Consider the following 21,982-nt stretch of genomic DNA (forward strand, 5'->3'; position numbering starts at 1 on the left):
GACGCTATAAGCCGCCTTCTTGTCGGAGTGTGGCTCAGCCCGGTAGAGCACTGCGTTCGGGACGCAGGGGTCGCAGGTTCGAATCCTGCCACTCCGACCATTCTTCCAAAAGTCGACGTTTTCCAGAGGCTTGGCGGACCGGCCGCCGGCGCCTCGGGAGCGCCTTTTTGCAACGATTTTCGGGGCGGGTCCACGGCCGATTTGGCCGGAGCGGGGGCGCCTGTGCGCGTGGCATGGCTCACGCCGACCGAGGCATCTTCCCGACTCCGCCGAATTGCGGTCGATCCCGTGCAGGCCGCGAGCTCGTGCGGATTGGCGCAGCCGACAGGCCCGCACCCCTTGGCACTCTGTTTGCTGAGTAACGACCAAACACAGCCCCTAGCGGAGGGACTGTTTCAGGTTGAGGCAAACAATGAAAGATGTGTCCCGTTTCGGCTCCAATGGAGAGCTCAAGCTCAGCGCGCTGATTGCGGATCTGTGGTGGCGCGTGCAGCTCATGAATTCCGATATCCTCGAGGAAGAGGCCAAGGCCGGGGTGTTTGACGTGCACAACCCGTCCTATCCCTTGCTCGCGGCAACCCTTCGCACGCGGCGCGACAATCTCGTGTCGACGATCAATGCGCTCGAGGAGCGCGCGAAATCGGTCCGCGCCGCCGCCTGAGATCGGTCGTCTGGCCGCATGTGAGGCCTACGGTTTGTGTGCCGGCCGCCGGTTTCGGCGGCCTGGCGCCAGGTCGCTCGCAGCCACGACCTGCGTCGCGGGTCAGCGATCGGATTACCGACGCGCCACCAGCACGCCGACCAGAAACGCCACCATCAGCGACGGCAGCGGCGCTTCGCGCACCATGCCGCGAACGATGTCCGTCCAGTGCGGGTCCGGAACGAGTTTGGGTGACCTGACGTCGACCATCGGCGTCATGCCCCACTCCGAGGCAAGCTCGGTGATCTCGCTCGTGGCAAGCCGCGAGCCGTCGCGGATGCGGAAGATAGCGGCATCGGATCGCTCGCGCGGCGCCAGCGCCATCAGCGTCGCAACCGCCGTGCGCAACGTCATCTCGCCAAAGCCTTGCAGCCTCACCGACTCCTCGGGATCGGATGTCATGCAAAATCCCTCACAGCGTGAAGTGGCCCGCGATGGTGAGCAGCCTGGTCATGATCTGGCTTCACGCTCACATGGAAATTGCGGCGGCGGAACTTGGTTCCTCGCGTGATGCCGAATCGCCAGGCGCCGGCTACTTCCGCAGCAGCTCGCTCAACGCTGCCGTCGCTTCGGCGCAGCGAATGTCGTCGATTTCGCGCGACAGGCTGAGCGCGCTGGATTTCAGTTCTTCAAGCTTCCAGCTCTCGGGATGCTGGTTTTCGAGTTGACCGAGACGCTTGTTCAGATCGTCCAGTCGGGATTGGAGCTGCCCGATGCTGGCTCCCCCATTCACTTTCCAAACGCGTTGTGCACGCATCGTCGTTCCCCTGATAGTCTCACGGCCTTGTGAGAGCGGTTCGTGGCCGGAATGGGAGTTTCTTTTGTCGGGCGTTTGATCGTGGGGAACCGTTGCAGATCGGCAACGATATTTCCGGGCTCGCTGGGCGGTTTTGGGCATCGTCCCGTTGGCTTCTCGAACCCGGCTCCTGTGTCGCCGCCCTGTCAATCCCAGCACGCAAAAACATTCCGCTTTACCGAATTTCGGAAATATCGTATGTGTCGCCCATCCCGGCTCACCCTTGAGGGGCGATCTTTGTCGTGATGGTCGCAGGGCCGGGCTTGCGGTGGACGCGGCAGCGTCGGGCGCGAGAGGTCGAGGGCAGGGCGGATTGCTCTCCGTGAGCCCGGGGCCGCGCGCGGACGAACGGCGCTGTCAGGTTCGTCTCGCCTGTAAGTTTCCAGCTTTGTCGACAGGGCTGGGAAAACTGCGGCGAACAGCGCGCCGTGCGTACGGCAAAACCGTGTGGTCCTGGCCGTCGTTGCTACGGTCAAGCCCTGGCGGATGCGGCAGTCGCGTCAACCGGCGCGGTGCCGGCGACTTTCGCCGGGGTGAGGGAGGCCAGAAGGAACTCGGCTCCCGGGAGAGCATGGCATAAGCCGTCCAACCATCGCGCAGGGAAGGCCGTGTGTTGGGCTTCACCTGTATGCTGCTGTGCGGTTTCTCTGCGCTACATCTCGCGCAGCGGACCGCGGGTGCTAGCCGGCACCCGGCCTTCCCTGCGCCCTCTCGGCTTTGAGAGGGTGGAGCGACGAAGCAAAGCTCGGGCGAAACGCGCCGCGAGGACGCGAAGGCGTGTCTGCAGCCGCCCACTCGCTGTCATCGCCCGGCTTGACCGGGCGATCCAGTATCCAGAGGCGGTTGTGATTGAATCGAGAGGCCGCGGCGTACTGGATTCCCGCCTTCGCGGGGAATGACATTTTCGATTGGAGAACCGAGCCGATGCCCCATCCTCCGTCATTGCGAGCCAACGGGGCCGCGCTCCGCGCGGACCCGTTGGCTCGCAATGACGCTGGAGAGAGCGCGGACCGCACCCCGCGCACTCATTGACGCCTCCATCCACCCAATCACGACCACGTGTCTTTATTCGGGAACAATCATTCCCTATTATCTCGCAATGCAAAAAGCTGCCCGCAGACCCCGGTCCACCGCTCGTCCCCCCGGCCGTCCCCGGGAGTTCGACATGGACACCGCGCTCGACCGGGCCGTGCGGGTGTTTCGCGAGCGCGGCTATCATGCCACCTCGATCGGTGACCTGACCGCGGCGATGCGGCTGGCCACCGGCAGCGTCTACAAGGCGTTTCGCGACAAGCACGCGGTGTTCCTCGCCGCCTTCGAACGCTACACCACGCTGCGCCAGCAGCAGACAAGCAACGCCGCGGCGCGCGGCGCCAATGGGCGCGAGCGGCTGCGCAACGTGCTGCTGTCCTATGTCGAGCACTCCCGGGGCAGCGAAGGGCGGCGCGGCTGTCTCGTGGTCGGCAGCGCGGTCGAGCTCTCCGCGGTCGACCCGGTGGTCGGCGCGCGCGTCAACGCGCAGCTCAAGACTAACGAAAATTTCATCGCCGGCCTCATTCGCGAGGGACTGGCCGACGGCTCGATCCCCCGCCATGTCGACGTCGAAGACACCGCGCGGCTGATGATCTGCATCACGCAGGGCCTGCGCGTCGTCGGCAAGGCGCGCCTGCCGCTCGACGGCGAGCGCCTGGTCGACGTCGCGATGAAACTGCTCGCCTGAATTTTTTGTCATAATAGGGAATAGTCGTTCCCTATATCTGGAGTCCACGTGAATGACGATGAATGCCACGATCGAGGCCGCGCCCGGGCCGGATGCGGTGTCGCAGCGACTGACCTTCGTGCTTGCCGCGGCCTGTGGCATGGTCGCCGCCAACATCTACTATGCCCAGCCGCTGATCGCCCCGATCAGCGCCGCGCTTGGGCTGTCGCATGCCGCAGCGGGGCTGATCGTCACCATGACGCAGATCGGCTACGGCACCGGGCTGCTGCTGATCGTGCCGCTCGGCGACCTCGTCGAGAACCGCACGCTGATCTGCTCGGTCATCATGCTCGGCGCCGCCGCGCTGCTCGCCGCCGCCTTCGCCACGCACGCGCTGCCGTTCCTGATCGCCGCGCTGTTCATCGGGCTCGGCTCGGTCGCGGTGCAGATCATCATTCCCTATGCGGCGCATCTGGCGCCGGAAGCCATTCGCGGCCGCGTCGTCGGCAACGTCTCGACCGGATTGATGCTCGGCATCATGCTGGCGCGCCCGGTGTCGAGCTTCGTCACGGCGGCGCTGTCGTGGCACGCGGTGTTCTTCTGCTCGGCCGCGCTGATGATCCTGCTCGCAGCCGTGCTGTGGATGACGCTGCCGAAGCGCAAGCCGGTCGCGCGCATGCATTACGGCGCGTTGCTGCTGTCGATGCCGCATCTGGTGCGCACGACGCCGCTGCTGCGTCGCCGCGCGCTCTACCAGGCCTGCCTGTTCGGCGCCTTCAGCCTGTTCTGGACGGTGACGCCGCTGCTGCTCGCGAGCGAATTCGGCTTCACCCAGCGTGGCATCGCGCTGTTCGCGCTCGCCGGCGTCGCCGGCGTGTTCGCGGCCCCGATCGCGGGACGGCTTGCCGATCGTGGCCATAGCCGTGTCGCGACCCTGGTCGCAATGCTGCTTGCGGCCGCATCGTTCCTGATCACGCATGTCGGCGCGCCCGGATCGGTGCTCAACCTCGCTTGCCTGGTCGTGGCCGCGATCGCGCTCGATTTCGGCGTGCAGGGCAATGTCGTGCTGGGCTTCCGGGCCATCTTCCTGCTCGGGCACGAGCACCGCAGTCGCCTCAACGGTCTCTACATGGCGACGTTCTTCGCGGCCGGCGCTGCCGGCTCCGCGGTCGGCGCCTTCGCCTTCGCACAGGGCGGCTGGACGCGGGCATCGGCGATCGGGCTCGCTCTGCCTGTTGTTGGCCTGCTCTATGCGGCCACGGAGTAGTTGCCGTGATTTGCTGCGGCAGAGTGGCACAGCATCCCGATCGTTCGGAAAACACGCGCCAATTACGGCGCGAACGCAGGCTCACAACTTAGTTATGATATGTGTTATGATATAGGATCATATCCTTCACGCGGCATCCTTAGGTTGTTGTCGGCGCCCGAATGGCGCGTGTCTCCAGCGTTCATGCCGGAGGCGAAATCAACGACAACGGAGAACAGGGATGAGGAAATCGATCTTGTGCGCCTCTGCGGCATTGATCTGCACGGGCCTCACTACGAACGCAGCGCAGGCGCAGTCCTACGCGTTCGGCACCGGCGCATCGCTCTCTCAGCTTTTGTATCGCCACTTGATGGACTGCATGTACAATCAGGCGCAAGGCAGCCCCGGGACGCCTCCCAAAACGCCAAAAGCTGAGCATTGTCCCGCATTCAACAGTAGCGGTTACGGCGGCCTGGTGCTGTTCGCACCGACGGGGTCGGGTAACGGCAAGCTGGCTCTGCGCACCAACCGTGTCGCCGATATCGGCGTGCCGGGTTCGGGCGCGGTCACCTATGCCGATTCCACCATTGGTGTGAACAACATCGCCGATTACGACGGCGTCCAGTTCGCCTTCAGCGACGACGTGCTCACGCCCGCCGACATCGCGGCGTGGAATGCGGCTGGCAATCCCGCCCGCTTCGGCAACGTCATCCAGATTCCGACGCTGGTTCGTTCAGTCGGGATCGGGTTCAACGGCAAGGATGGTACCGGTGCTGTTCTGAACATCCTGCCCGCGGTGCCGTCGGAGGGGACGAGCGGCCTCAATCTCTCGCGCAAGGCGTTGTGCGGTATCGTGTCCGGACATGTCACCAAGTGGAATAATCCGCTGCTGACTGTGACCAACGGTGCCGTTCTCGGCAACGGCCAAATCACCTTCGTCCATCGCTCCGACGCCTCGCAGGCCTCCTTCCTGTTCTCCAACGCGATGACGGAGCAATGTCGCTACGAGTTCGGCCCCGCGAGCGAAGCCGACCCGACCCTCGTGTCCTACGCCTATCCGTGGACCGACCATTCGACTGCGTGCACGAGCCTGCCCTTGCCGACCGGTGCCAGCCTGTCGAACTGGCCGGATCAATTTCCGACCGATCAGTGCGGCAAAGCCCTTGTGGGACCGGCCGGCAGCAGCTTCGCCAATGCAGCGGGCAATGGCGGCGTCGCCGCCATGGTGAACTCCATCAATGGCGCGATCGGCTATGCCAATCTGGAGTTCCTGGCGCCTATCGGCCTGACCGGGCCCAGAACGGCGAACTTGCAGTCGCAATGGGACATCACCGCGGCGACCGGGCTATTCCAGCCTCCGACCATCCAGGGCGGTTACGTCACGATGGCCACGGCGATCCCGCACTTCAGCGCGGCGGAGCGCGCCAATCCGCTGCAATGGAGCATCCAGGGTCTCGTTCCGAATCCGATCACGCAGGGTGCTTATCCGATCGCCGGATTTAGTTGGGTCGAAATGTATCAGTGCTACCAGATCCACTCGAACGGGAATAACGCCTTCCTCTGGTTCAGGTTCTGGCTGAACTACCTCTACGGCAGTGACGCGATACCGATCATGCGTCTGGACGATTATGTCGCCGAAGTGCCCCCCGTCTGGCAGAACGAGGTCTCACTGCTGCTGAACGATTCCGTCTATGGCCCCAACGGCTCCGCTTGCGCCGGGAAGGTCGGCGCGTACTGAGTTCTGTGCGGGCTCCGGCCCGGCGAGCTTGCAGCGACATCATGCATCCGGCTCCGGGCCGGGTGCAGGCGACCGTCGGTGCGCGTCGGTTGCGCGCCGCGGCCGTTTACCAGCCGTGGATAGCAGGCCCTGACAGGTGCCATTTCCGCCTCGCGGTTTCCCAGCGGTTGTAGTACTTTGGTCGCAAACGGGCCTGGTTAACAGGCGGCAGGGGGAGGCTTCATGAGGCAGGCGGGACTGATTGGCGTACCACGGGTACGGCCATGGTCGTGGCAGGCGTTTCTGCTGGGATTTGTCGTCGTCGCAGTATCGGCTGCGCTTCAAGGCATCTGCGTCGCGTTCGGCGCAAAATTCTATTTCGCGGCGTTCCTGCCCGGCCTTTTCGTGCTCGGACTTGTTGCGGGCGCACCGGCGGCGGCGTTCGCCGCGCTGCTCACCATTCCGCTGGTGTGGTGGGCGTTCATGCCGCCCTTCTTCGAATTCAATTCCCTGACCAGCGCCAATGCCGATTCCATCAACCTGTTCTGCCTGCTCGCCGTTCTGCTGATCGGCCTCGCCGATCTCTGCCGTGAGACGATGGCTATCATCAGCCGCGGCGGGCTGAAGCCGTCGGGCGAGAGCGTGGCAACGAATTCGCAATAAATCAGCATTGCGCGGCCGCGCGCGTTGCGCGCACGCAACAGTCCGGCAACCATCCGCCAGCTTCGTGCGCGCCGCTAACTTTTCGAAAAAGGTTTGGCCGCAATTTCTCCCCCGGGAATGACGAGGGAGTTTTCGCACATGAACGGTCACGCCATCTTGGAGAACGTGCGCCGCTATCGCGGCATCGCATCGCTCTATCGCCAGACGGCTGCATTCCGCCCGGGCCAGAGCTGGTCGCTGCTGGAGCAGGCGAAGGATTGGGAAGAGCGGGCGCTGTCGGAGCTGGAAGCCTATTTCGCCGCGCGCGCGGACTACGCCGCGCCGCTCGCAGCTTGATCGGTAGCCATATCAGAGCGGCCAGATTGTGGACGGACACCACGGGGCAATTACGGAGTTATCTCGGTCTCTGCATGTGCTAGCAACGCCCGATCGAGATCCTTCACCTCGGCCCGGGGGCAAGCGATGACCACCTTCAACCGCATCTTCACGACGGAGCGTCTGCTCCAGATCATCGTGATTCTGGCGGCGACCATCGCCATGAAGCTGATGGGCTGAGAGCCAGCGGACTATCGTCCGCCGAACTCGGGCACGTCAGGCAGATAGTTCGAGCCCTCCGACCCCAGAAAATCGAACATCGCCTGAGCCGGCGGCAGCAGCACCTTGTCGCTGCGGCGGATCACGTACCACTGCCGGACGATCGGCAGGCCTGCGACGTCGAGCACAACGAGCCGGCCCTCGGCAAGCTCGTGCGCCACGGTGTGGGCCGAGATGAAGGCGATGCCGAGCCCGGCGATCACCGCCTGCTTGATGGTCTCGTTGCTGCTCATCTCCATGCCGATGATCGGCTCGAGATCGGACTTCTGGAACATGCCCTCCATCAGCGTCCGCGTGCCCGATCCGGGCTCGCGCGTGAGGAAGGTCTCGTGCACGAGGTCGGTGAGGTTGAGGCCCGAATCCTTCTCCAGCCAATGCCCCTTGCGCGCGACGATGATGTGCGGATTGCGCCCGAGCTGGCGAACGTCGACGCTGACGTCGGCCGGTGGCCGACCCATCACCGCGAAATCGAGGTCGTAGCCGTGCATGGCCTCGCGGATCTCCTCGCGATTGCCGATGGTGAGCTTGATCTCGATCTTCGGATGTCGCTTCGAGAACGCCGCGATCGCGTGCGGCACGAAATATTTCGCGGTCGAGACCGCGCCCAGTTGCACCGTGCCGCCGGTCCGGCCTGCGAGCAGGTCGAGCGCGCCCTGGCAATCCATGATCGCGGCCTCGACGCGCTCGGCCAGCGCCAGCACCTCCTTGCCTGCCTCCGTCAGCAGCATGCCGTCCCCGGTCCGCTGCACCAGCGGCAGGCCGGCAAGGTCCTGAAGCTGCCGGAGCTGCTGGGTCACGGCCGGCTGGGTCAGGCCGAGATGGCTGGATGCCGCCGTCACGCTGCCCTTGGCCGAAAGCGCCGCGAGCGAGCGAAGCTGCCGGATCGTCAGATGCCGGAGCTGGGCTGCCGCGTGGCTAGGGCCATTATAAGAAAATTCTTTAGCCGTCATTATGAATAGAAATTTTCCTTATTAAGCCAGCCCTGTCAATCTCATCGTGCTGGGACCGACCGCACCGGACCTCCACTGGGGAGGGAACCGGATGCGGCGCCAGCAAGGGGATGGACGCGATGACCGGGCAACTCAGGCTGGAAGACCACCTTCAACGGTACTCCGAGACCGCGCCGCATGCGCTGGCCGTGGCGGCCGCAGTCGATGCGATCGCAGCGGCCGCGATCGAGATCGCCGACCTCATCGCCACCGGCGATCTCGCCGACGCGTCGGGCCTGACCACCGGCCGCAACAGCGACGGCGACGTCCAGCGCGATCTCGACGTCCAGGCGGATGCGATCCTGCGCCGCTGCCTCGGCCGGCTGCCGATCGCGGCACTGGCGTCGGAGGAGATGCGCGAGGCCCAGATCGTCGACCGTGCGGCCAGGATCTGCGTCGCGATCGACCCGCTCGACGGCTCCTCCAACATCGACATCAACATGACGGTCGGCACGATCTTCTCGATCCTGCCCGCGCCTGACGACCTCGCGCTCGCCTTCCATCAGCGCGGCTCGGCGCAACTCGCGGCCGGCTTCATCACTTATGGCCCGCAGACTTCGCTGGTGCTGACGCTCGGCGATGGCGTCGACATCTTCACGCTTGACCGGAAGGCTGGCTGCTTCCGCCTCGCGCGCAGCGGCGTGCAGATCTCCGAGGCCTGCGAGGAGTTCGCGATCAATGCCTCCAATCGGCGGCATTGGGATTCGCCGGTGCGCGCCTTCATCGACGAATGCCTCGCCGGTGTCGAAGGCCCCGCCAATCACGATTTCAATATGCGCTGGATCGGCTCGCTGGTCGCGGAGGCCTATCGCATCCTCACCCGCGGCGGCGTGTTCCTCTATCCCTCGGACGCGCGGCCCGGCTATGGCGACGGCCGTCTGCGCCTGACCTACGAAGCGCATCCGATGGCTTACATCATCGAGCAGGCCGGCGGCTCCGCCACGACCGGACGCGAGCGCATCCTCGACCTGTCGGCGCAAAGCCTGCACCAGCGCGTGCCGCTGATCATGGGTTCGAGCAACGAGGTGCGGCGCGTCGAGGAACTACACTGCGATCCGCTGCTGGTCGCCAGCGTCGCCGCACCGCTGTTCGCGCGCCGCGGTTTCTTCCGGCTCTGAGAGGGACGGCCATGTCCAGGAAGCATCCGATCATCTCCATCACCGGCTCCTCCGGCGCCGGCACCACATCGGTCAAGAAGACCTTTGAGCAGATATTCTTCCGCGAGAAGGTCAATGCCGTCTACATCGAGGGCGATGCGTTCCATCGCTACGACCGCGCCGAGATGCGCGCGCAGATGGCGAAGGAGGCCGAACGCGGCAACAGGCATTTCAGCCATTTCAGCCCCGAGACCAATCTGTTCGAGGAGCTGGAGCGCGCCTTCCGCGACTATGGCGAGACCGGCACCGCGACGACGCGGCACTACGTGCACGATGCAGAAGAGTCCGCGTTGCACGGCGCGCCTCCCGGCACCTTCACCGAATGGGAGCGGCTGCCGGAGAATTCGGACTTGTTGTTCTACGAAGGCCTGCATGGCGCCGTGGTTACGGACAAGGTGAATGTCGCGCGCTATGCCGACCTCAAGATCGGCGTCGTGCCCGTCATCAATCTCGAATGGATCCAGAAGCTGCATCGCGACCGCAGTGCGCGCGGCTATTCGACCGAGGCCGTTACCGACACCATTCTGCGGCGGATGCCCGATTACATTCACTACATCTGCCCACAGTTCACCGAGACCGACATCAACTTCCAGCGCGTGCCGACGGTGGACACCTCCAATCCCTTCATCGCGCGCTGGATCCCGACGCCCGACGAATCGATGGTCGTGATCCGCTTCAAGAACCCGCGCGGCATCGACTTCCCATATCTGCTGTCGATGCTGCCTCACAGCTGGATGTCGCGGGCGAATTCGATCGTGTGCCCCGGCGCCAAGCTCGATCTCGCGATGCAGCTCATCCTGACGCCGCTGATCATGCAGCTGATCGAGCGCAAGCGCAGCCTGAAGTGAACAAGGAGAGACTCCGATGAACATCTCCGTCCACGCCGAAGCCGACCTCGCATCGGTGACGCACAACGATCTCGCCAACGCCGTCCGTTTCCTCGCGGTCGACGCCATCGAGACCTCGCAGTCCGGACATCCGGGCCTGCCCATGGGCATGGCCGACGTCGCGACCGTGCTGTTCTCGCGCTTCCTCAAATTCGACCCCGCGCACCCGAACTGGCCGGACCGCGACCGCTTCGTGCTGTCGGCGGGCCATGGTTCGATGCTGCTCTATGCGCTGCTGCATCTCACCGGCGGTGATATCAGCGTCGACGACATCAAGGCGTTCCGGCAGTGGGGCTCGAAGACGCCGGGTCATCCGGAATATGGACACACGCCGGGCGTCGAGACCACGACGGGGCCGCTGGGGCAGGGCATCGCCACCGCCGTCGGCATGGCGCTCGCCGAACGCATGGCCAATGCGCGGCATGGCGACGGGCTGGTCGACCACTTCACCTATGCGATCGCCGGCGATGGCTGCCTGATGGAAGGCATCAGCCAGGAGGCGATCTCGCTTGCGGGGCATCTCAAGCTCTCGCGCCTGATCGTCCTGTTCGACGACAACGGCATCTCGATCGACGGGCCGACGTCGCTCGCGACCTCCGACGACCAGCTCGCGCGCTTTGCGGCGTCGGGCTGGTCGGTCCGCCGCGTCGACGGGCACGATCCCGAGGCCATCGCGCAGGCAATCGCGGAAGAGCGCGAGAGCGCAAAGCCGTCGCTGATCGCCTGCCGTACCATCATCGGCTATGGCGCGCCGGACCGCCAGGGCACCGAGAAGGCGCATGGCGCACCGCTCGGCGCCGAGCAGACCGCAGCGGCGCGGCGGACGCTTGGCTGGGACTATCAGCCTTTCGTGGTGCCGCTCCCGGTCCTGAAGGCGTGGCGGATGATCGGGCAGCGCGGCCAGGTCGCACGCCTCGCCTGGCTCGACCGCTATGAATGCGCGACGCCCGCGCAGCGCGAATTGTTTGTCGAGGGCAAGGCCGTTGCCCTGCCGGATGCCTATGCCCAGGCGACGGCGAAATTGCGCGAGCGCTTTGCGACCGAGCGTCCAAAGCTCGCGACGCGGCAGGCCTCGCAACAGGTGCTCGACGGCATCGCGGGGACGATTCCCGGCCTGGTCGGCGGCTCTGCGGACCTGACACATTCGAACCTGACGCATGCCAAGGCGCAGAGCCCGGTCAAGAGCGGAGCGTTCGCCGGCGACTACATCCACTACGGCATTCGCGAGCACGGCATGGCGGCTGCGATGAACGGCCTTGCGCTGCATGGCGGCTTCATTCCCTATGGCGGCACCTTCCTGGCATTCTCCGACTACAGCCGGCCGGCGATCCGTCTTGCGGCCCTGATGCGGCTGCGTGTCATCCATGTGATGACCCACGACTCCATCGGGCTCGGCGAGGACGGACCGACGCACCAGCCGGTCGAGCACCTCGCGGCGCTGCGCGTCATTCCGAACCTCCTGGTGTTCCGCCCCGCCGACGCGGTGGAGACGCTGGAGGCCTGGGACTGCGCCCTCGATTCCGAGGACCGTCCGTCCGTGCTGTGCCTGTCGCGTCAGGCCCTGCCGACCTTCCGCAGCGATGCCCGCGGCAGAAACCGCGTCGCACGTGGCGCCTATCTCGTCGTCTCCCCGGACGGCGGCCGCGACGTGACGTTGATCGCAACCGGCTCGGAAGTGTCGATTGCGCTGGAAGCTGCCCGCCTGCTCGCGACCGAGCACATCCGCGCGGCCGTGGTGTCCGCGCCCTGCTTCGCGCTGTTCGAGGAACAGGCGGACGATTATCGCGCAACCGTGCTCGGCACTGCGCCGCGCGTCGGGATCGAGGCGGCCGTAGCGGGCGACTGGGCGCGCTGGATCGGTGCCGACGGCGAGTTCGTCGGCATGCGCGGCTTCGGCGCCTCGGCGCCGGCACCCGTGCTCTACCGCGAATTCGGCATCACACCGCAAAGCATCACAGAAGCTGCCCGGCGCGCGATCGCCCGCAAGAGACAGTAAGGAGGACTTCCCGTGGCCCGTATCACCCTTCGCCAATTGCTCGATCACGCCGCCAATCACGGCTACGCGGTGCCGGCGTTCAACATCAACAACATGGAGCAGGGCATCGCGATCATGCAGGCGGCGGCCGAAGTCGACGCGCCCGTCATCATCCAGGCCTCGCGCGGCGCGCGCAGCTACGCCGGGGATCTCATGCTCTCGCACATGATCGACGCGCTCGAGCGCACCTATCCGGACATTCCGCTGTGCATGCACCAGGACCACGGCAATGACGAGGCGACCTGCGCCTCCGCCATTGCGCACGGCTTCACCTCGGTGATGATGGACGGCTCACTGAAAGCCGATGCCAAGACCGCGGCCGACTACGACTACAATGTCGCGATCACCCGCCGCGTCGTCGATCTCGCGCACTGGGTCGGCGCCTCCGTCGAAGGCGAGCTCGGAGTGCTCGGCTCGCTCGAACATGGCGGCGGCGAGCAGGAGGACGGCCACGGCGTCGAGGGTACGATCAGCCACGACCAGTTGCTGACCGATCCGGATCAGGCCGTCGAGTTCGTCCGCGCCACCAAGGTCGATGCGCTTGCGATCGCGATGGGCACCTCGCACGGCGCCTACAAGTTCAGCCGGAAGCCGGATGGTGACATCCTGGCGATGCGGGTGGTGGAGGAAATTCACCGCCGGCTGCCGAACACGCATCTGGTCATGCACGGCTCCTCGTCGGTGCCGCAGCCGCTCCAGGACATGTTCAACCAGTTTGGCGGCGAGATGCCGCAGACCTGGGGCGTGCCGGTGGAGGAGATCGTGCGCGGCATCCGAAGCGGCGTGCGCAAGGTCAACATCGACACCGACTGCCGCCTTGCGATGACGGCGGTGTTCCGAAAGGTCGCAGCGCAAACGCGTTCCGAGTTCGATCCGCGAAAGTTCCTCAAGCCCGCGATGGATGCGATGCGCGAGCTCTGTCGTGAGCGGTTCGAGCAGTTCGGCACCGCAGGACATGCGAGCAGGATCAAGGTGATTCCGATGAGCGAGATGGCGCGGCGGTACCGCGCCGGCGAATTGGATCCGCGCATCGATGCCCGCGAGCCCGTTGCGGCCTAGTCAATCAGAAAGAGCAGAGAGAAGAGCAGGAGAGAAACATGAACGCACATGCAGGCACGGTTCGCGGCAAAGAGCGCTATCGTTCAGGCGTCATGGAATACAAGCGCATGGGCTATTGGGAGCCCGACTACACGCCGAAGGACACCGACGTGATCGCGCTGTTCCGTGTGACTCCGCAGGAGGGCGTCGACCCGATCGAGGCCTCGGCGGCGGTCGCCGGTGAATCCTCGACTGCAACCTGGACGGTGGTGTGGACCGACCGCCTGACCGCGGCAGAGAAATATCGCGCCAAATGCTACCGCGTCGATCCGGTCCCGGGCACGCCGGGCTCGTATTTCGCCTACATCGCCTACGATCTCGACCTGTTCGAGCCGGGCTCGATCGCCAACCTCTCGGCCTCGATCATCGGCAACGTGTTTGGCTTCAAGCCGCTGAAGGCGCTGCGCCTGGAAGACATGCGCTTCCCAGTCGCCTACGTGAAGACGTTCCAGGGGCCGGCGACGGGCATCGTGGTCGAGCGTGAGCGGCTCGACAAGTTCGGCCGGCCGCTGCTCGGCGCCACCGTGAAGCCCAAGCTTGGCCTCTCCGGCCGCAACTACGGCCGCGTGGTCTACGAGGCGCTGAAGGGCGGGCTCGACTTCACCAAGGACGACGAGAACATCAACTCGCAGCCGTTCATGCACTGGCGCGACCGCTTCCTCTACTGCATGGAGGCGGTGAACCGCGCGCAGGCCGCCTCCGGCGAGGTGAAGGGCACGTACCTCAACATCACCGCGGGCACGATGGAGGACATGTACGAGCGCGCTGAGTTCGCCAAAGAGCTCGGCTCGTGCATCGTCATGATCGACCTCGTGATCGGCTACACCGCGATCCAGTCCATGGCGAAATGGGCGCGGCGCAACGACATGATCCTGCATCTGCACCGCGCCGGCCACTCGACCTATACGCGGCAGAAGAGCCACGGCGTGTCGTTCCGCGTCATTGCCAAATGGATGCGACTGGCCGGCGTCGACCACATCCATGCCGGCACGGTGGTCGGCAAGCTCGAAGGCGATCCGAACACCACACGCGGCTACTACGATGTCTGCCGCGAGGACTTCAATCCGACCAAGCTCGAGCACGGCCTGTTCTTCGACCAGCACTGGGCGAGTCTGAACAAGATGATGCCGGTGGCCTCGGGTGGCATCCATGCCGGACAGATGCACCAGCTCCTCGACCTGCTCGGTGAGGATGTCGTGCTGCAATTCGGCGGTGGAACCATCGGTCATCCCATGGGCATTGCGGCCGGCGCGACCGCCAACCGCGTGGCACTGGAAGCGATGATCCTTGCCCGCAACGAAGGCCGTGACTACGTCCATGAAGGTCCGGAGATCCTGGCCAGGGCGGCCGAGACCTGCACGCCGCTGAAGGCCGCGCTCGAGGTCTGGAAGGACGTCACCTTCAACTATCAATCCACCGACACGCCGGACTTCGTGCCGACGGCGCTGGAAACCGTTTGAGGAGAATAGACATGAAACTGACCCAGGGCTGCTTCTCTTACCTGCCCGATCTGACCGACGACCAGATCTACAGCCAGGTGCAGTATTGCCTCGCCAATGGCTGGGCGGTGAACATCGAGTTCACCGACGATCCGCACCCCCGCAACACCTATTGGGAGATGTGGGGCCTGCCGATGTTCGATCTCCAGGACGCCGCCGGCGTGATGATGGAGCTTGCCGAGTGCCGCAGGGTCTACGGCGACCGCTACATTCGCATCAGCGGCTTCGATTCCAGCCACGGCTGGGAGTCGGTGCGGATCTCCTTCCTCGTCAACCGGCCGCCGCAGGAGGCGGAGTTCGAACTGGTGCGGCAGGAAGTGGCCGGCCGCGCGATCCGTTACACGACCGTGCGCAAGGCCGCGCAGCACGCAGCAACGTGATTCTTCGGTTCCGCGCGGAGCGCTCCCTGCTCCGCTTCCTTGGCGGACCACTGCTTCGCCGCTCCCCCGCGGCGAAGCCCTTTTCTTCGAGGTGCCGATGCTCGATGTCCCCCATGCCGCGACCACTGAGACGAACGAGACCACATTCGATCTTCGCCGCGAAGCCGAAGCGGCCGGGATCACCGAGACGCTGCAACAGCTCGAGCAGGAGCTGATCGGCCTGCGGCCGGTCAAGAACCGGGTGCGTCAGATCGCGTCGCTGCTGCTGGTCGAGCGCATCCGTCAGCGGGCCGGACTGGCCTCCGCGCCGCCGACGCTGCACATGTCGTTCACCGGCAATCCCGGCACCGGCAAGACGACCGTTGCGCTGCGCATGGCCAAGATCCTGCACGGCCTCGGCTTCGTGCGGCGCGGTCAGGTGATCTCGGTGACGCGCGACGATCTCGTCGGCCAGTATATCGGCCACACCGCGCCGAAGACCAAGGAGATATTGAAGAAGGCGATGGGCGGGGTGCTATTCATCGATGAGGCCTATTATCTGCATCGCCCCGACAATGAGCGCGACTACGGTCAGGAGGCGATCGAGATCCTGCTTCAGGTGATGGAGAACCAGCGCGAGGACCTCGTCGTGATCCTCGCCGGCTATGGCGAGCGGATGACGAGCTTCTTCGCCTCCAATCCCGGCTTCCGCTCCCGCATCGCCCACCACATCGAATTTCCGGACTATGCGGAAGCAGAGCTGCTCGTCATCGCCGATCTGATGCTCAGGGAGCGCGGCTATCGCTTCTCGGCGGCGGCACGCGAGGCGTTCGAGAAATACATCGCGTTGCGCCGGACCCAGCCGTTCTTCTCCAATGCGCGCTCGATCCGCAACGCGGTCGATCGCATCCGCCTGCGGCAGGCCGATCGCCTGGTGTCCGATCTCGACCGGATGCTCGACGTTGCCGATCTCGAAACCATCGATCCGGCGGACGTCCTGGCGAGCCGGGTCTTCAGCGGCGGAGCCGATGTGCGGAGTGCAAAGCCATGAGCAGAGAGATTCTTATTGCGCCCTCGATCCTGGCCGCAAACTTCGCGCGCCTCGGCGAGGAGATCGCCGCGATCGACGCCGCCGGCGCCGACTGGGTCCATTGCGATGTCATGGACGGGCATTTCGTCCCCAACATCAGCTTCGGCGCCGATGTCATCAAGGCAATCCGGCCGCTGACGGCGAAGATCTTCGACGTGCATCTCATGATCGCACCCGTCGATCCCTATCTCGAAGCGTTCGCGAAGGCCGGAGCCGACATCATCACCGTGCACGCCGAAGCCGGTCCGCATCTCGACCGCTCGCTCCAGGCGATCCGCGCGCTCGGCAAGAAGGCCGGTGTCAGCCTGTGCCCGGCGACGCCGGAAACCGCGATCGAATATGTGCTCGATCGTATCGATCTCGTGCTGGTGATGACGGTCAATCCCGGCTTCGGCGGCCAGTCGTTCCTCGAATCCCAGCTCGAGAAGATCCGACGAATTCGAACCATGATCGGCGACCGGCCGATCCGGATCGAGGTCGACGGCGGTATCACGCGCGACAATGCAGCGGCTGTGGCTGCCGCGGGCGCCGATACGCTCGTGGCGGGTTCGGCGGTGTTCCGCGGCAAGAGCAGCGCGGACTATGCCGGCAACATCGCGGCCATTCGCATCGCTGCGGAGGCTGGCCGGCATCCGAAGCTGCAAGATGTGTCCGCGCGGCCGATGCGGGCGGGGGAGGGCGCACTCGTCCGGTAGACTACGGATAGGACATACGGCGCGCCGTCGGGTTGCTGGTTGTCCCACTCGTCGTCGCCGAAGGCGTGGAGACGGGAGCGCAGCGTGACTTCCTGACACGCGAGGCCTGCGAGGAGATGCAAGGCTATCTGGTCGGCCGGCCCGACCTGATCGAGCACTATCTCGACCTGGTCGGTATGAATGTGGAGCGCCGTTTCTATGCCTAGTGTGCCGGCCGGAGTTCCATGTCGACATTTGGAACGAAATTTATTGCAGCCGTTTCTCGAAAATTAATCCGGATATGACCAGTTGTGCGGGCAGCAAATGTTTTGCATAACCGCCATCGGCCTGACGCAAATCTGGGCAATAAGCTCTGCGAATGCGAGGGAGGGTCTCATGGAGAACGTACGTCGCTACCGGGCGCTGGCGTCCCTCTGTCGTCAGCAGGCGGCCTATCGGCCGCTCCAGAACTGGGAACTCCTCGGCCAAGCCGAACATTTCGAATATCTTGCCGAAATTGCGCTGAAGGCGCATTTCGACGCGTGCAATGCGCAACGCGACGAGGACGTCGTGGCCACGGAATGGGAGACCCCTGCCGCGGCGTGACGGCACTCCTGTACCAACTCGCTAGTGCGACATCAGCGTCGGCACCGTCATGGCTTGCAGCATGGCGCGGGTGACACCGCCGAGAAAACGCTCCTGCAAGCGCGAATGGCCATAGCCGCCCATCACCAGGAGATCGAGGTTCTCATCGGCGGCCAGCGACAGGATGGTCGGCTGAATGTCGGAGCGGGCGGCTGACAGGCTGACGATCCGGGCCGACAAGCCCTTCCGCGCCAAATGCCTTGCGAGCTGATCCGCCGAGGCTTCGCCGGGAACGGCATCCGCCTCGTTGATGGTGAGGATCACGATCTCTTCCGCTCTCAACAGGAACGACGTTGCGTCATGCACGGCGCGGGCGGCGACGCGGCTGCCGTCCCAGCAGATGCCGATCCGGTTCGCCTTGAACGCGCCGTTGAACGTGTACGGCAGAAACAGCACGGGGCCGCCGGCCTGGAACAAGACCTCGCGCGGCAGGTCGTTGTCGAACGAGCCGCGCTCGGGATCCGGCTGGAGCACGACGCTGAGGTCATAGAGCCGCGCCATTGCGCCGACCGAGGCCTCCGCATCCGCGGGGATCGCTGCCAGGGGATGGCAGGCGTAGGCGATGCCGGCGTTCTTCGCTTCGGTCTCGAAGACCGCCAGCGCCGTCTCGGCTCGTTCCTCCGCGCGCTCGCGCTCCATCTCGAACACGGAGGCAACTGCGGCGCCGCCGTCCAGTACATAGGCCGTGCTGGTCGTGACGTAACCGACAGCGACCGCGTCCAGCCGGGCGTTGAGGCCTGCAGCCAGCGAGATCGCGCCGTCGATTGCGGACCGCATCGGCCGCTCGGTCGGGATATGGACGAGAATGTCTTTGATCATGGCGTCCCTCCGATGGATGTCCTCTGGTCCCTCCAATCTTCCATTGCGCTTGAGACCCGCGTTGAGCTGCATCAAATGCGCTGCAGAAACTTTGCCGGGGTGTGGCGGGACATTCTTTGCCAAGATTTAATCGCATGGACGGGACGCCGTAAGGTGCAAGCCACCATGTTGCGGGCAAGGCGACACCTTCCCAACATGGACATTTCGACATGAACGACCGCGTCAATTCCGACACCACCACGTCCCGCAAGATATTGAGGCCGCGCCGGCTGGCGCTGCTCGGCACCGTGGCCGCCCTTGGCGTGGCCGTGCTGGCGAGTGCTCCCGGCTCCTCGCCGCTTGCGACCTCGTTCGTTGCGCCGGCCCACGCCGCAGAGACGGGCGCGACTCCGCAGGGCTTTGGCGATCTCGTCGCCAGGGTCAAACCTGCCGTCATCTCGGTGCGGGTCAAGATCGACCGGGACAACGACAAGAGCGCGATGCTGCAGCAGAACCGGATGGACTCGGACGAGGACTCGCCGTTCGATCAGTTCTCGCGGCAGTTCGGCTTCCGCGCCCCGGGTGGCATGAACGGCATGCCGCGCCAGCGCCACCAGATGATCACCGGTGAGGGCTCCGGCTTCTTCATTTCGGCCGACGGCTATGCCGTGACCAACAACCACGTCGTCGACCATGCCGAGTCCGTGCAAGTGACGACGGACGACGGCGCGGTCTACACCGCGAAGGTGGTCGGCACCGATCCGAAGACCGATCTCGCGCTGATCAAGGTCGAGGGCAAGAAGGACTTTCCGTTCGTCAAATTCTCCGACCAGAAGCCGCGGATCGGCGACTGGGTGGTCGCTGTCGGCAATCCCTTCGGGCTCGGCGGCACCGTCACCGCCGGCATTGTCTCGGCCAGCGGCCGCGACATCGGCAACGGTCCCTATGACGACTTCATCCAAATCGACGCGCCGATCAACAAGGGCAATTCCGGCGGTCCGGCTTTCGACATGAACGGCAACGTGATCGGCGTGAACACCGCGATCTTCTCGCCCTCCGGCGGCTCGGTCGGCATCGGCTTCGACATTCCGGCCTCGACTGCAAAGCTCGTCATCGCGCAGCTCAAGGACAAGGGTGCCGTCACGCGCGGCTGGCTCGGCGTGCAGGTGCAGCCGGTGACCTCCGACATCGCCGACAGCCTCGGCCTGAAGGAGGCGCGCGGCGCGATCGTCGACAATCCGCAAGCCGATAGTCCGGCGGCGAAGGCCGGCATCGAGGCGGGCGACGTCATCACCGCGGTCAACGGCACGGCGGTCAAGGATTCCCGCGATCTCGCCCGCACCATCGCCACCCTGGCGCCCGGCAGCTCGGTGAAGCTCGACGTCTTCCACAAGGGCGAGAGCAAGACAATGACGCTCACGCTCGGCGAATTGCCGAACGAGCGGCAGGCCAAGGGCAAGGACTCCGACAACAAGGTGCAGCCGGGCACCGGCACGCCGCGTCTCGGGCTCGGTCTGGCTCCGGCGGCTGAGGTCCAGGGCGCCGGCCAGAAGGGCGTCGTCGTCACCGAGGTCGATCCGCAAGGGCCGGCCGCGCAGCGCGGCATCCAGACCGGCGACGTCATCCTCAATGTCGGCGGCAAGGCCGTCGCCAATGTCGCCGATGTCCGCTCGGAGCTGGCGCAGGCCAAATCGTCCGGCAAGCGCAGCGTGCTGTTGCAGGTCAAGACCGCGGATGCGACCCGGTTCGTTGCGGTGCCGCTCGCATAAGGCGAACCTCGATCGGTACAAATCCAGAAAGGCGGCCCTCGGGCCGCCTTTCGTATTCGCGCTCAGGATTCCCACAGGCCTGCGATAACATTCTCGTTAACGGCAGAGAGGGTGACGCGGTTCGTCCGAAAAAGCCGTGTTCGGCCATCACACTTTCTGGCCGCGCATCTGCTCTGCGGCAACGATGCTGCCGAGGCAGGTTGCAGGCGTGGAACTTCGAACTTGCCGCTGCTTTGTGGAACTGCGGTCGTTCACATTGATCGGTGCCGACATGGATCGATTGAAGCTCTCGCTGTGGAGTGCGCTGCTCGCGGTGCCATTGGTGTTGTCGGCCGGAAGCGCGCTGGGGCGCGATGATGGCCGCTACGCCGACTCACCCCTGAAACCCTGGTTCGACAGCTTGCGCAGTCACCTCGGTCCGTGCTGCTCGGATGCGGATGGCTTCGCCGTCGCCGATCCCGACTGGGAGTCGCACAACGGGCACTACCGCGTGCGACTGGACGGGCAGTGGGTCGAGGTGCCGGATGAAGCCGTCATCACCGAGCCGAACCGGGCCGGCCGCACCATGGTCTGGCCGGTGAAGACCGCATTCGGGATTTCGATCCGCTGCTTCATGCCGGGCAGCATGATCTGACGCCGCAGGTCAGCGCGACCGCTTGGTGGATTTGCGCTTCGACGATTTCTTTGACGTCTTCGTCTTTGACGTCTTCTTGGAAGCCTTCCGCTTCGAAGCCTTCTTCGGGACCTTCTTGCCCTTCTTGCGTGCCTTCGACAGTCCGATCGCGATCGCCTGCTTGCGGCTCTTCACGCCTCCGCCGCGACCGCCACGTCCGCTTTTGGCGGTACCTTTCTTGTAGCGTCGCATCTCGCTTTCGACATCGCTGCCGGAGCTGCGCGAGTAGCGGCGCTTCTTTGCCTTGCGTGCCATGCATATTCTCCCTTGGCCGGGGAAGAACCGTTCGATGCCGGCATGGTTCCGCAAGCACGCCGGCAGCACGTTCCGGATGAGCGAGGCAAAGCCTAAAAGGAGTTCGCCAACTCGATCTCCGCCTCCAGCACCTGGATGCGCCGCGCAGCCTCGGTGAAGGACAGATCCCGCGCATATTGTGCCGGCTGATACGCCTCTTCGCTGAGCCGCTTCAGCCTCAGTCCCTGCGCCCGGGTCATCTGCTCGTTAAGGAAAATCCTGGCGTCGTATCTACCCTGCACCTGCATGTCGCTCCTCCGTCCTGAAATCGTGACTTGACTATATGTTCTTATTTTGTTCTAACAAGCCATGGACAACAGGATTAATGAAATCAGACGCAAAATCAGTGCCTTGAGGCTCGAAATGGCCGATGTCGAGGCGTCCGTGCGTGACCTCGTCGATCGCGATCGCGATTGCACCGAACAGGCGCTTTCGCAGATGGGCTTGCGGCGGAAAATCAACTTGCTGATCGCCGAATGGAAGGCAGCCGGCGGCGGCGATGTCCTGCCGGATGTCCGCGATCGCGTGAGTCTTCGCTCAGTGACGAAAGCCGGCAATCTTGTGCGCGCGGTCGCGCGCCGCTGAGACCTTTGGGAGCGC

25 protein-coding genes and 1 tRNA gene are annotated in these 21,982 nt (G+C 64.8%); 20 read left to right on the forward strand and 6 right to left on the reverse strand.

Annotation, left to right across the window (positions count from 1 at the left end):
* Positions 1–23 precede the first annotated feature (23 nt).
* Together GPL20_RS14060 and GPL20_RS14065 are read left to right on the forward strand one after the other, a co-directional pair.
* A tRNA-Pro gene (locus GPL20_RS14060) sits at positions 24–100 on the forward strand.
* A gap of 312 nt (positions 101–412) precedes the next feature.
* Positions 413–661: a hypothetical protein gene (locus GPL20_RS14065; RefSeq protein ID WP_157330066.1), complete on the forward strand. Its 249-nt coding sequence runs from the start codon at positions 413–415 to the stop codon at positions 659–661.
* Positions 662–775: 114 nt separating this feature from the next.
* On the opposite strand, the gene GPL20_RS14070 is transcribed toward GPL20_RS14065, so the two are convergent.
* Entirely contained in the window at positions 776–1,102 is a 327-nt protein-coding gene (locus GPL20_RS14070; RefSeq protein ID WP_157330067.1) for a hypothetical protein, read from the reverse strand.
* Positions 1,103–1,232: 130 nt separating this feature from the next.
* Entirely contained in the window at positions 1,233–1,457 is a 225-nt protein-coding gene (locus GPL20_RS14075; RefSeq protein WP_157330068.1) for a hypothetical protein, read from the reverse strand.
* A gap of 1,138 nt (positions 1,458–2,595) precedes the next feature.
* Between GPL20_RS14075 and GPL20_RS14085 the strand changes: the two genes are divergently transcribed.
* The 5 genes from GPL20_RS14085 (at position 2,596) to GPL20_RS14105 (ending at position 7,157) form a co-directional block, all read left to right on the forward strand.
* Positions 2,596–3,216, forward strand: coding sequence for a TetR/AcrR family transcriptional regulator (locus GPL20_RS14085; RefSeq protein ID WP_157330069.1), 621 nt, complete (start codon positions 2,596–2,598; stop codon positions 3,214–3,216).
* A 52-nt stretch (positions 3,217–3,268) separates the two neighbouring features.
* Entirely contained in the window at positions 3,269–4,462 is a 1,194-nt protein-coding gene (locus tag GPL20_RS14090; protein ID WP_157330070.1) for an MFS transporter, read from the forward strand.
* Between the two features lie 220 nt (positions 4,463–4,682).
* On the forward strand, positions 4,683–6,179 hold the full coding sequence (locus GPL20_RS14095; protein ID WP_157330071.1) for a substrate-binding domain-containing protein: 1,497 nt from the start codon (positions 4,683–4,685) through the stop codon (positions 6,177–6,179).
* A 222-nt stretch (positions 6,180–6,401) separates the two neighbouring features.
* Complete coding sequence (locus GPL20_RS14100; RefSeq protein WP_157330072.1) at positions 6,402–6,821, forward strand: DUF4118 domain-containing protein; 420 nt, start codon at positions 6,402–6,404, stop codon at positions 6,819–6,821.
* Between the two features lie 138 nt (positions 6,822–6,959).
* The gene (locus tag GPL20_RS14105; protein ID WP_157330073.1) at positions 6,960–7,157 is read left to right on the forward strand and encodes a hypothetical protein; all 198 of its coding nucleotides are present in this window, start codon (positions 6,960–6,962) and stop codon (positions 7,155–7,157) included.
* Between the two features lie 230 nt (positions 7,158–7,387).
* On the opposite strand, the gene GPL20_RS14110 is transcribed toward GPL20_RS14105, so the two are convergent.
* Positions 7,388–8,365, reverse strand: a complete 978-nt coding sequence (locus GPL20_RS14110) for a LysR family transcriptional regulator (RefSeq protein WP_157330074.1) — start codon at positions 8,363–8,365, stop codon at positions 7,388–7,390.
* Positions 8,366–8,484: 119 nt separating this feature from the next.
* On the opposite strand from GPL20_RS14110, the gene GPL20_RS14115 reads away from it, so the two are divergent.
* The 10 genes from GPL20_RS14115 (at position 8,485) to GPL20_RS14160 (ending at position 17,809) form a co-directional block, all read left to right on the forward strand.
* Positions 8,485–9,522 carry a class 1 fructose-bisphosphatase gene (locus tag GPL20_RS14115; protein ID WP_157330075.1) on the forward strand — a complete coding sequence of 346 codons (1,038 nt, stop codon included), beginning with the start codon at positions 8,485–8,487 and terminating at the stop codon, positions 9,520–9,522.
* A gap of 11 nt (positions 9,523–9,533) precedes the next feature.
* On the forward strand, positions 9,534–10,409 hold the full coding sequence (locus GPL20_RS14120) for a phosphoribulokinase (protein ID WP_157330076.1): 876 nt from the start codon (positions 9,534–9,536) through the stop codon (positions 10,407–10,409).
* Positions 10,410–10,425: 16 nt separating this feature from the next.
* Positions 10,426–12,444 (forward strand): transketolase, encoded by a 2,019-nt coding sequence (gene tkt, locus GPL20_RS14125; protein ID WP_157330077.1) that lies wholly within the window; start codon positions 10,426–10,428, stop codon positions 12,442–12,444.
* 12 nt (positions 12,445–12,456) lie between these two features.
* A complete protein-coding gene (gene fba / locus GPL20_RS14130; protein WP_254126368.1) occupies positions 12,457–13,542 on the forward strand; it encodes a class II fructose-bisphosphate aldolase in 1,086 nt (361 codons plus the stop codon).
* A 38-nt stretch (positions 13,543–13,580) separates the two neighbouring features.
* On the forward strand, positions 13,581–15,041 hold the full coding sequence (locus tag GPL20_RS14135) for a form I ribulose bisphosphate carboxylase large subunit (protein ID WP_157330078.1): 1,461 nt from the start codon (positions 13,581–13,583) through the stop codon (positions 15,039–15,041).
* An 11-nt stretch (positions 15,042–15,052) separates the two neighbouring features.
* On the forward strand, positions 15,053–15,460 hold the full coding sequence (locus tag GPL20_RS14140) for a ribulose bisphosphate carboxylase small subunit (protein ID WP_157330079.1): 408 nt from the start codon (positions 15,053–15,055) through the stop codon (positions 15,458–15,460).
* Positions 15,461–15,557: 97 nt separating this feature from the next.
* Positions 15,558–16,490, forward strand: a complete 933-nt coding sequence (gene cbbX, locus GPL20_RS14145) for a CbbX protein (protein ID WP_157330080.1) — start codon at positions 15,558–15,560, stop codon at positions 16,488–16,490.
* Positions 16,487–17,224 carry a ribulose-phosphate 3-epimerase gene (gene rpe / locus GPL20_RS14150; RefSeq protein WP_157330081.1) on the forward strand — a complete coding sequence of 246 codons (738 nt, stop codon included), beginning with the start codon at positions 16,487–16,489 and terminating at the stop codon, positions 17,222–17,224. Before cbbX ends, rpe begins: the two co-directional genes overlap by 4 nt.
* 32 nt (positions 17,225–17,256) lie before the next feature.
* Entirely contained in the window at positions 17,257–17,430 is a 174-nt protein-coding gene (locus GPL20_RS14155; RefSeq protein WP_167533007.1) for a hypothetical protein, read from the forward strand.
* Between the two features lie 169 nt (positions 17,431–17,599).
* Entirely contained in the window at positions 17,600–17,809 is a 210-nt protein-coding gene (locus GPL20_RS14160; protein ID WP_157330082.1) for a hypothetical protein, read from the forward strand.
* Positions 17,810–17,830: 21 nt separating this feature from the next.
* Here the strand turns inward: GPL20_RS14160 and GPL20_RS14165 are convergent, their stop codons facing one another.
* Positions 17,831–18,667, reverse strand: coding sequence for a universal stress protein (locus GPL20_RS14165; protein ID WP_167533015.1), 837 nt, complete (start codon positions 18,665–18,667; stop codon positions 17,831–17,833).
* 209 nt (positions 18,668–18,876) lie between these two features.
* On the opposite strand from GPL20_RS14165, the gene GPL20_RS14170 reads away from it, so the two are divergent.
* Positions 18,877–20,415 carry a Do family serine endopeptidase gene (locus tag GPL20_RS14170; protein ID WP_157330084.1) on the forward strand — a complete coding sequence of 513 codons (1,539 nt, stop codon included), beginning with the start codon at positions 18,877–18,879 and terminating at the stop codon, positions 20,413–20,415.
* Between the two features lie 271 nt (positions 20,416–20,686).
* Positions 20,687–21,049, forward strand: a complete 363-nt coding sequence (locus tag GPL20_RS14175; protein ID WP_157330085.1) for a hypothetical protein — start codon at positions 20,687–20,689, stop codon at positions 21,047–21,049.
* 9 nt (positions 21,050–21,058) lie between these two features.
* Here the strand turns inward: GPL20_RS14175 and GPL20_RS14180 are convergent, their stop codons facing one another.
* The gene (locus GPL20_RS14180) at positions 21,059–21,343 is read right to left on the reverse strand and encodes a DUF6496 domain-containing protein (protein WP_157330086.1); all 285 of its coding nucleotides are present in this window, start codon (positions 21,341–21,343) and stop codon (positions 21,059–21,061) included.
* Between the two features lie 92 nt (positions 21,344–21,435).
* Positions 21,436–21,630 carry a DUF3072 domain-containing protein gene (locus GPL20_RS14185; RefSeq protein ID WP_157330087.1) on the reverse strand — a complete coding sequence of 65 codons (195 nt, stop codon included), beginning with the start codon at positions 21,628–21,630 and terminating at the stop codon, positions 21,436–21,438.
* A gap of 115 nt (positions 21,631–21,745) precedes the next feature.
* Here GPL20_RS14185 and GPL20_RS14190 point away from each other — a divergent pair, with 115 nt between their 5' ends.
* On the forward strand, positions 21,746–21,967 hold the full coding sequence (locus GPL20_RS14190) for a hypothetical protein (RefSeq protein ID WP_157330088.1): 222 nt from the start codon (positions 21,746–21,748) through the stop codon (positions 21,965–21,967).
* Positions 21,968–21,982: the final 15 nt, after the last annotated feature.

Source organism: Bradyrhizobium cajani, from assembly GCF_009759665.1.
GTDB lineage: Bacteria > Pseudomonadota > Alphaproteobacteria > Rhizobiales > Xanthobacteraceae > Bradyrhizobium > Bradyrhizobium cajani.

What these genes read in the sequence shown, in the direction of transcription:
- GPL20_RS14070 (WP_157330067.1), bottom strand. Translation starts at nt 1,102, where the DNA reads ATGACATCCGATCCCGAGGAGTCGGTGAGGCTGCAAGGCTTTGGCGAG.
- GPL20_RS14165 (WP_167533015.1), bottom strand. Translation starts at nt 18,667, where the DNA reads ATGATCAAAGACATTCTCGTCCATATCCCGACCGAGCGGCCGATGCGG.
- GPL20_RS14185 (WP_157330087.1), bottom strand. Translation starts at nt 21,630, where the DNA reads ATGCAGGTGCAGGGTAGATACGACGCCAGGATTTTCCTTAACGAGCAG.
- GPL20_RS14120 (WP_157330076.1), top strand. Translation starts at nt 9,534, where the DNA reads ATGTCCAGGAAGCATCCGATCATCTCCATCACCGGCTCCTCCGGCGCC.
- GPL20_RS14190 (WP_157330088.1), top strand. Translation starts at nt 21,746, where the DNA reads ATGGCCGATGTCGAGGCGTCCGTGCGTGACCTCGTCGATCGCGATCGC.
- GPL20_RS14105 (WP_157330073.1), top strand. Translation starts at nt 6,960, where the DNA reads ATGAACGGTCACGCCATCTTGGAGAACGTGCGCCGCTATCGCGGCATC.
- rpe (WP_157330081.1), top strand. Translation starts at nt 16,487, where the DNA reads ATGAGCAGAGAGATTCTTATTGCGCCCTCGATCCTGGCCGCAAACTTC.
- GPL20_RS14170 (WP_157330084.1), top strand. Translation starts at nt 18,877, where the DNA reads ATGAACGACCGCGTCAATTCCGACACCACCACGTCCCGCAAGATATTG.
- GPL20_RS14140 (WP_157330079.1), top strand. Translation starts at nt 15,053, where the DNA reads ATGAAACTGACCCAGGGCTGCTTCTCTTACCTGCCCGATCTGACCGAC.
- cbbX (WP_157330080.1), top strand. Translation starts at nt 15,558, where the DNA reads ATGCTCGATGTCCCCCATGCCGCGACCACTGAGACGAACGAGACCACA.
- GPL20_RS14065 (WP_157330066.1), top strand. Translation starts at nt 413, where the DNA reads ATGAAAGATGTGTCCCGTTTCGGCTCCAATGGAGAGCTCAAGCTCAGC.
- GPL20_RS14135 (WP_157330078.1), top strand. Translation starts at nt 13,581, where the DNA reads ATGAACGCACATGCAGGCACGGTTCGCGGCAAAGAGCGCTATCGTTCA.
- GPL20_RS14175 (WP_157330085.1), top strand. Translation starts at nt 20,687, where the DNA reads ATGGATCGATTGAAGCTCTCGCTGTGGAGTGCGCTGCTCGCGGTGCCA.
- GPL20_RS14115 (WP_157330075.1), top strand. Translation starts at nt 8,485, where the DNA reads ATGACCGGGCAACTCAGGCTGGAAGACCACCTTCAACGGTACTCCGAG.
- GPL20_RS14085 (WP_157330069.1), top strand. Translation starts at nt 2,596, where the DNA reads ATGCAAAAAGCTGCCCGCAGACCCCGGTCCACCGCTCGTCCCCCCGGC.
- GPL20_RS14160 (WP_157330082.1), top strand. Translation starts at nt 17,600, where the DNA reads ATGGAGAACGTACGTCGCTACCGGGCGCTGGCGTCCCTCTGTCGTCAG.
- GPL20_RS14100 (WP_157330072.1), top strand. Translation starts at nt 6,402, where the DNA reads ATGAGGCAGGCGGGACTGATTGGCGTACCACGGGTACGGCCATGGTCG.
- GPL20_RS14075 (WP_157330068.1), bottom strand. Translation starts at nt 1,457, where the DNA reads ATGCGTGCACAACGCGTTTGGAAAGTGAATGGGGGAGCCAGCATCGGG.
- tkt (WP_157330077.1), top strand. Translation starts at nt 10,426, where the DNA reads ATGAACATCTCCGTCCACGCCGAAGCCGACCTCGCATCGGTGACGCAC.
- GPL20_RS14095 (WP_157330071.1), top strand. Translation starts at nt 4,683, where the DNA reads ATGAGGAAATCGATCTTGTGCGCCTCTGCGGCATTGATCTGCACGGGC.
- GPL20_RS14180 (WP_157330086.1), bottom strand. Translation starts at nt 21,343, where the DNA reads ATGGCACGCAAGGCAAAGAAGCGCCGCTACTCGCGCAGCTCCGGCAGC.
- GPL20_RS14110 (WP_157330074.1), bottom strand. Translation starts at nt 8,365, where the DNA reads ATGACGGCTAAAGAATTTTCTTATAATGGCCCTAGCCACGCGGCAGCC.
- GPL20_RS14090 (WP_157330070.1), top strand. Translation starts at nt 3,269, where the DNA reads ATGACGATGAATGCCACGATCGAGGCCGCGCCCGGGCCGGATGCGGTG.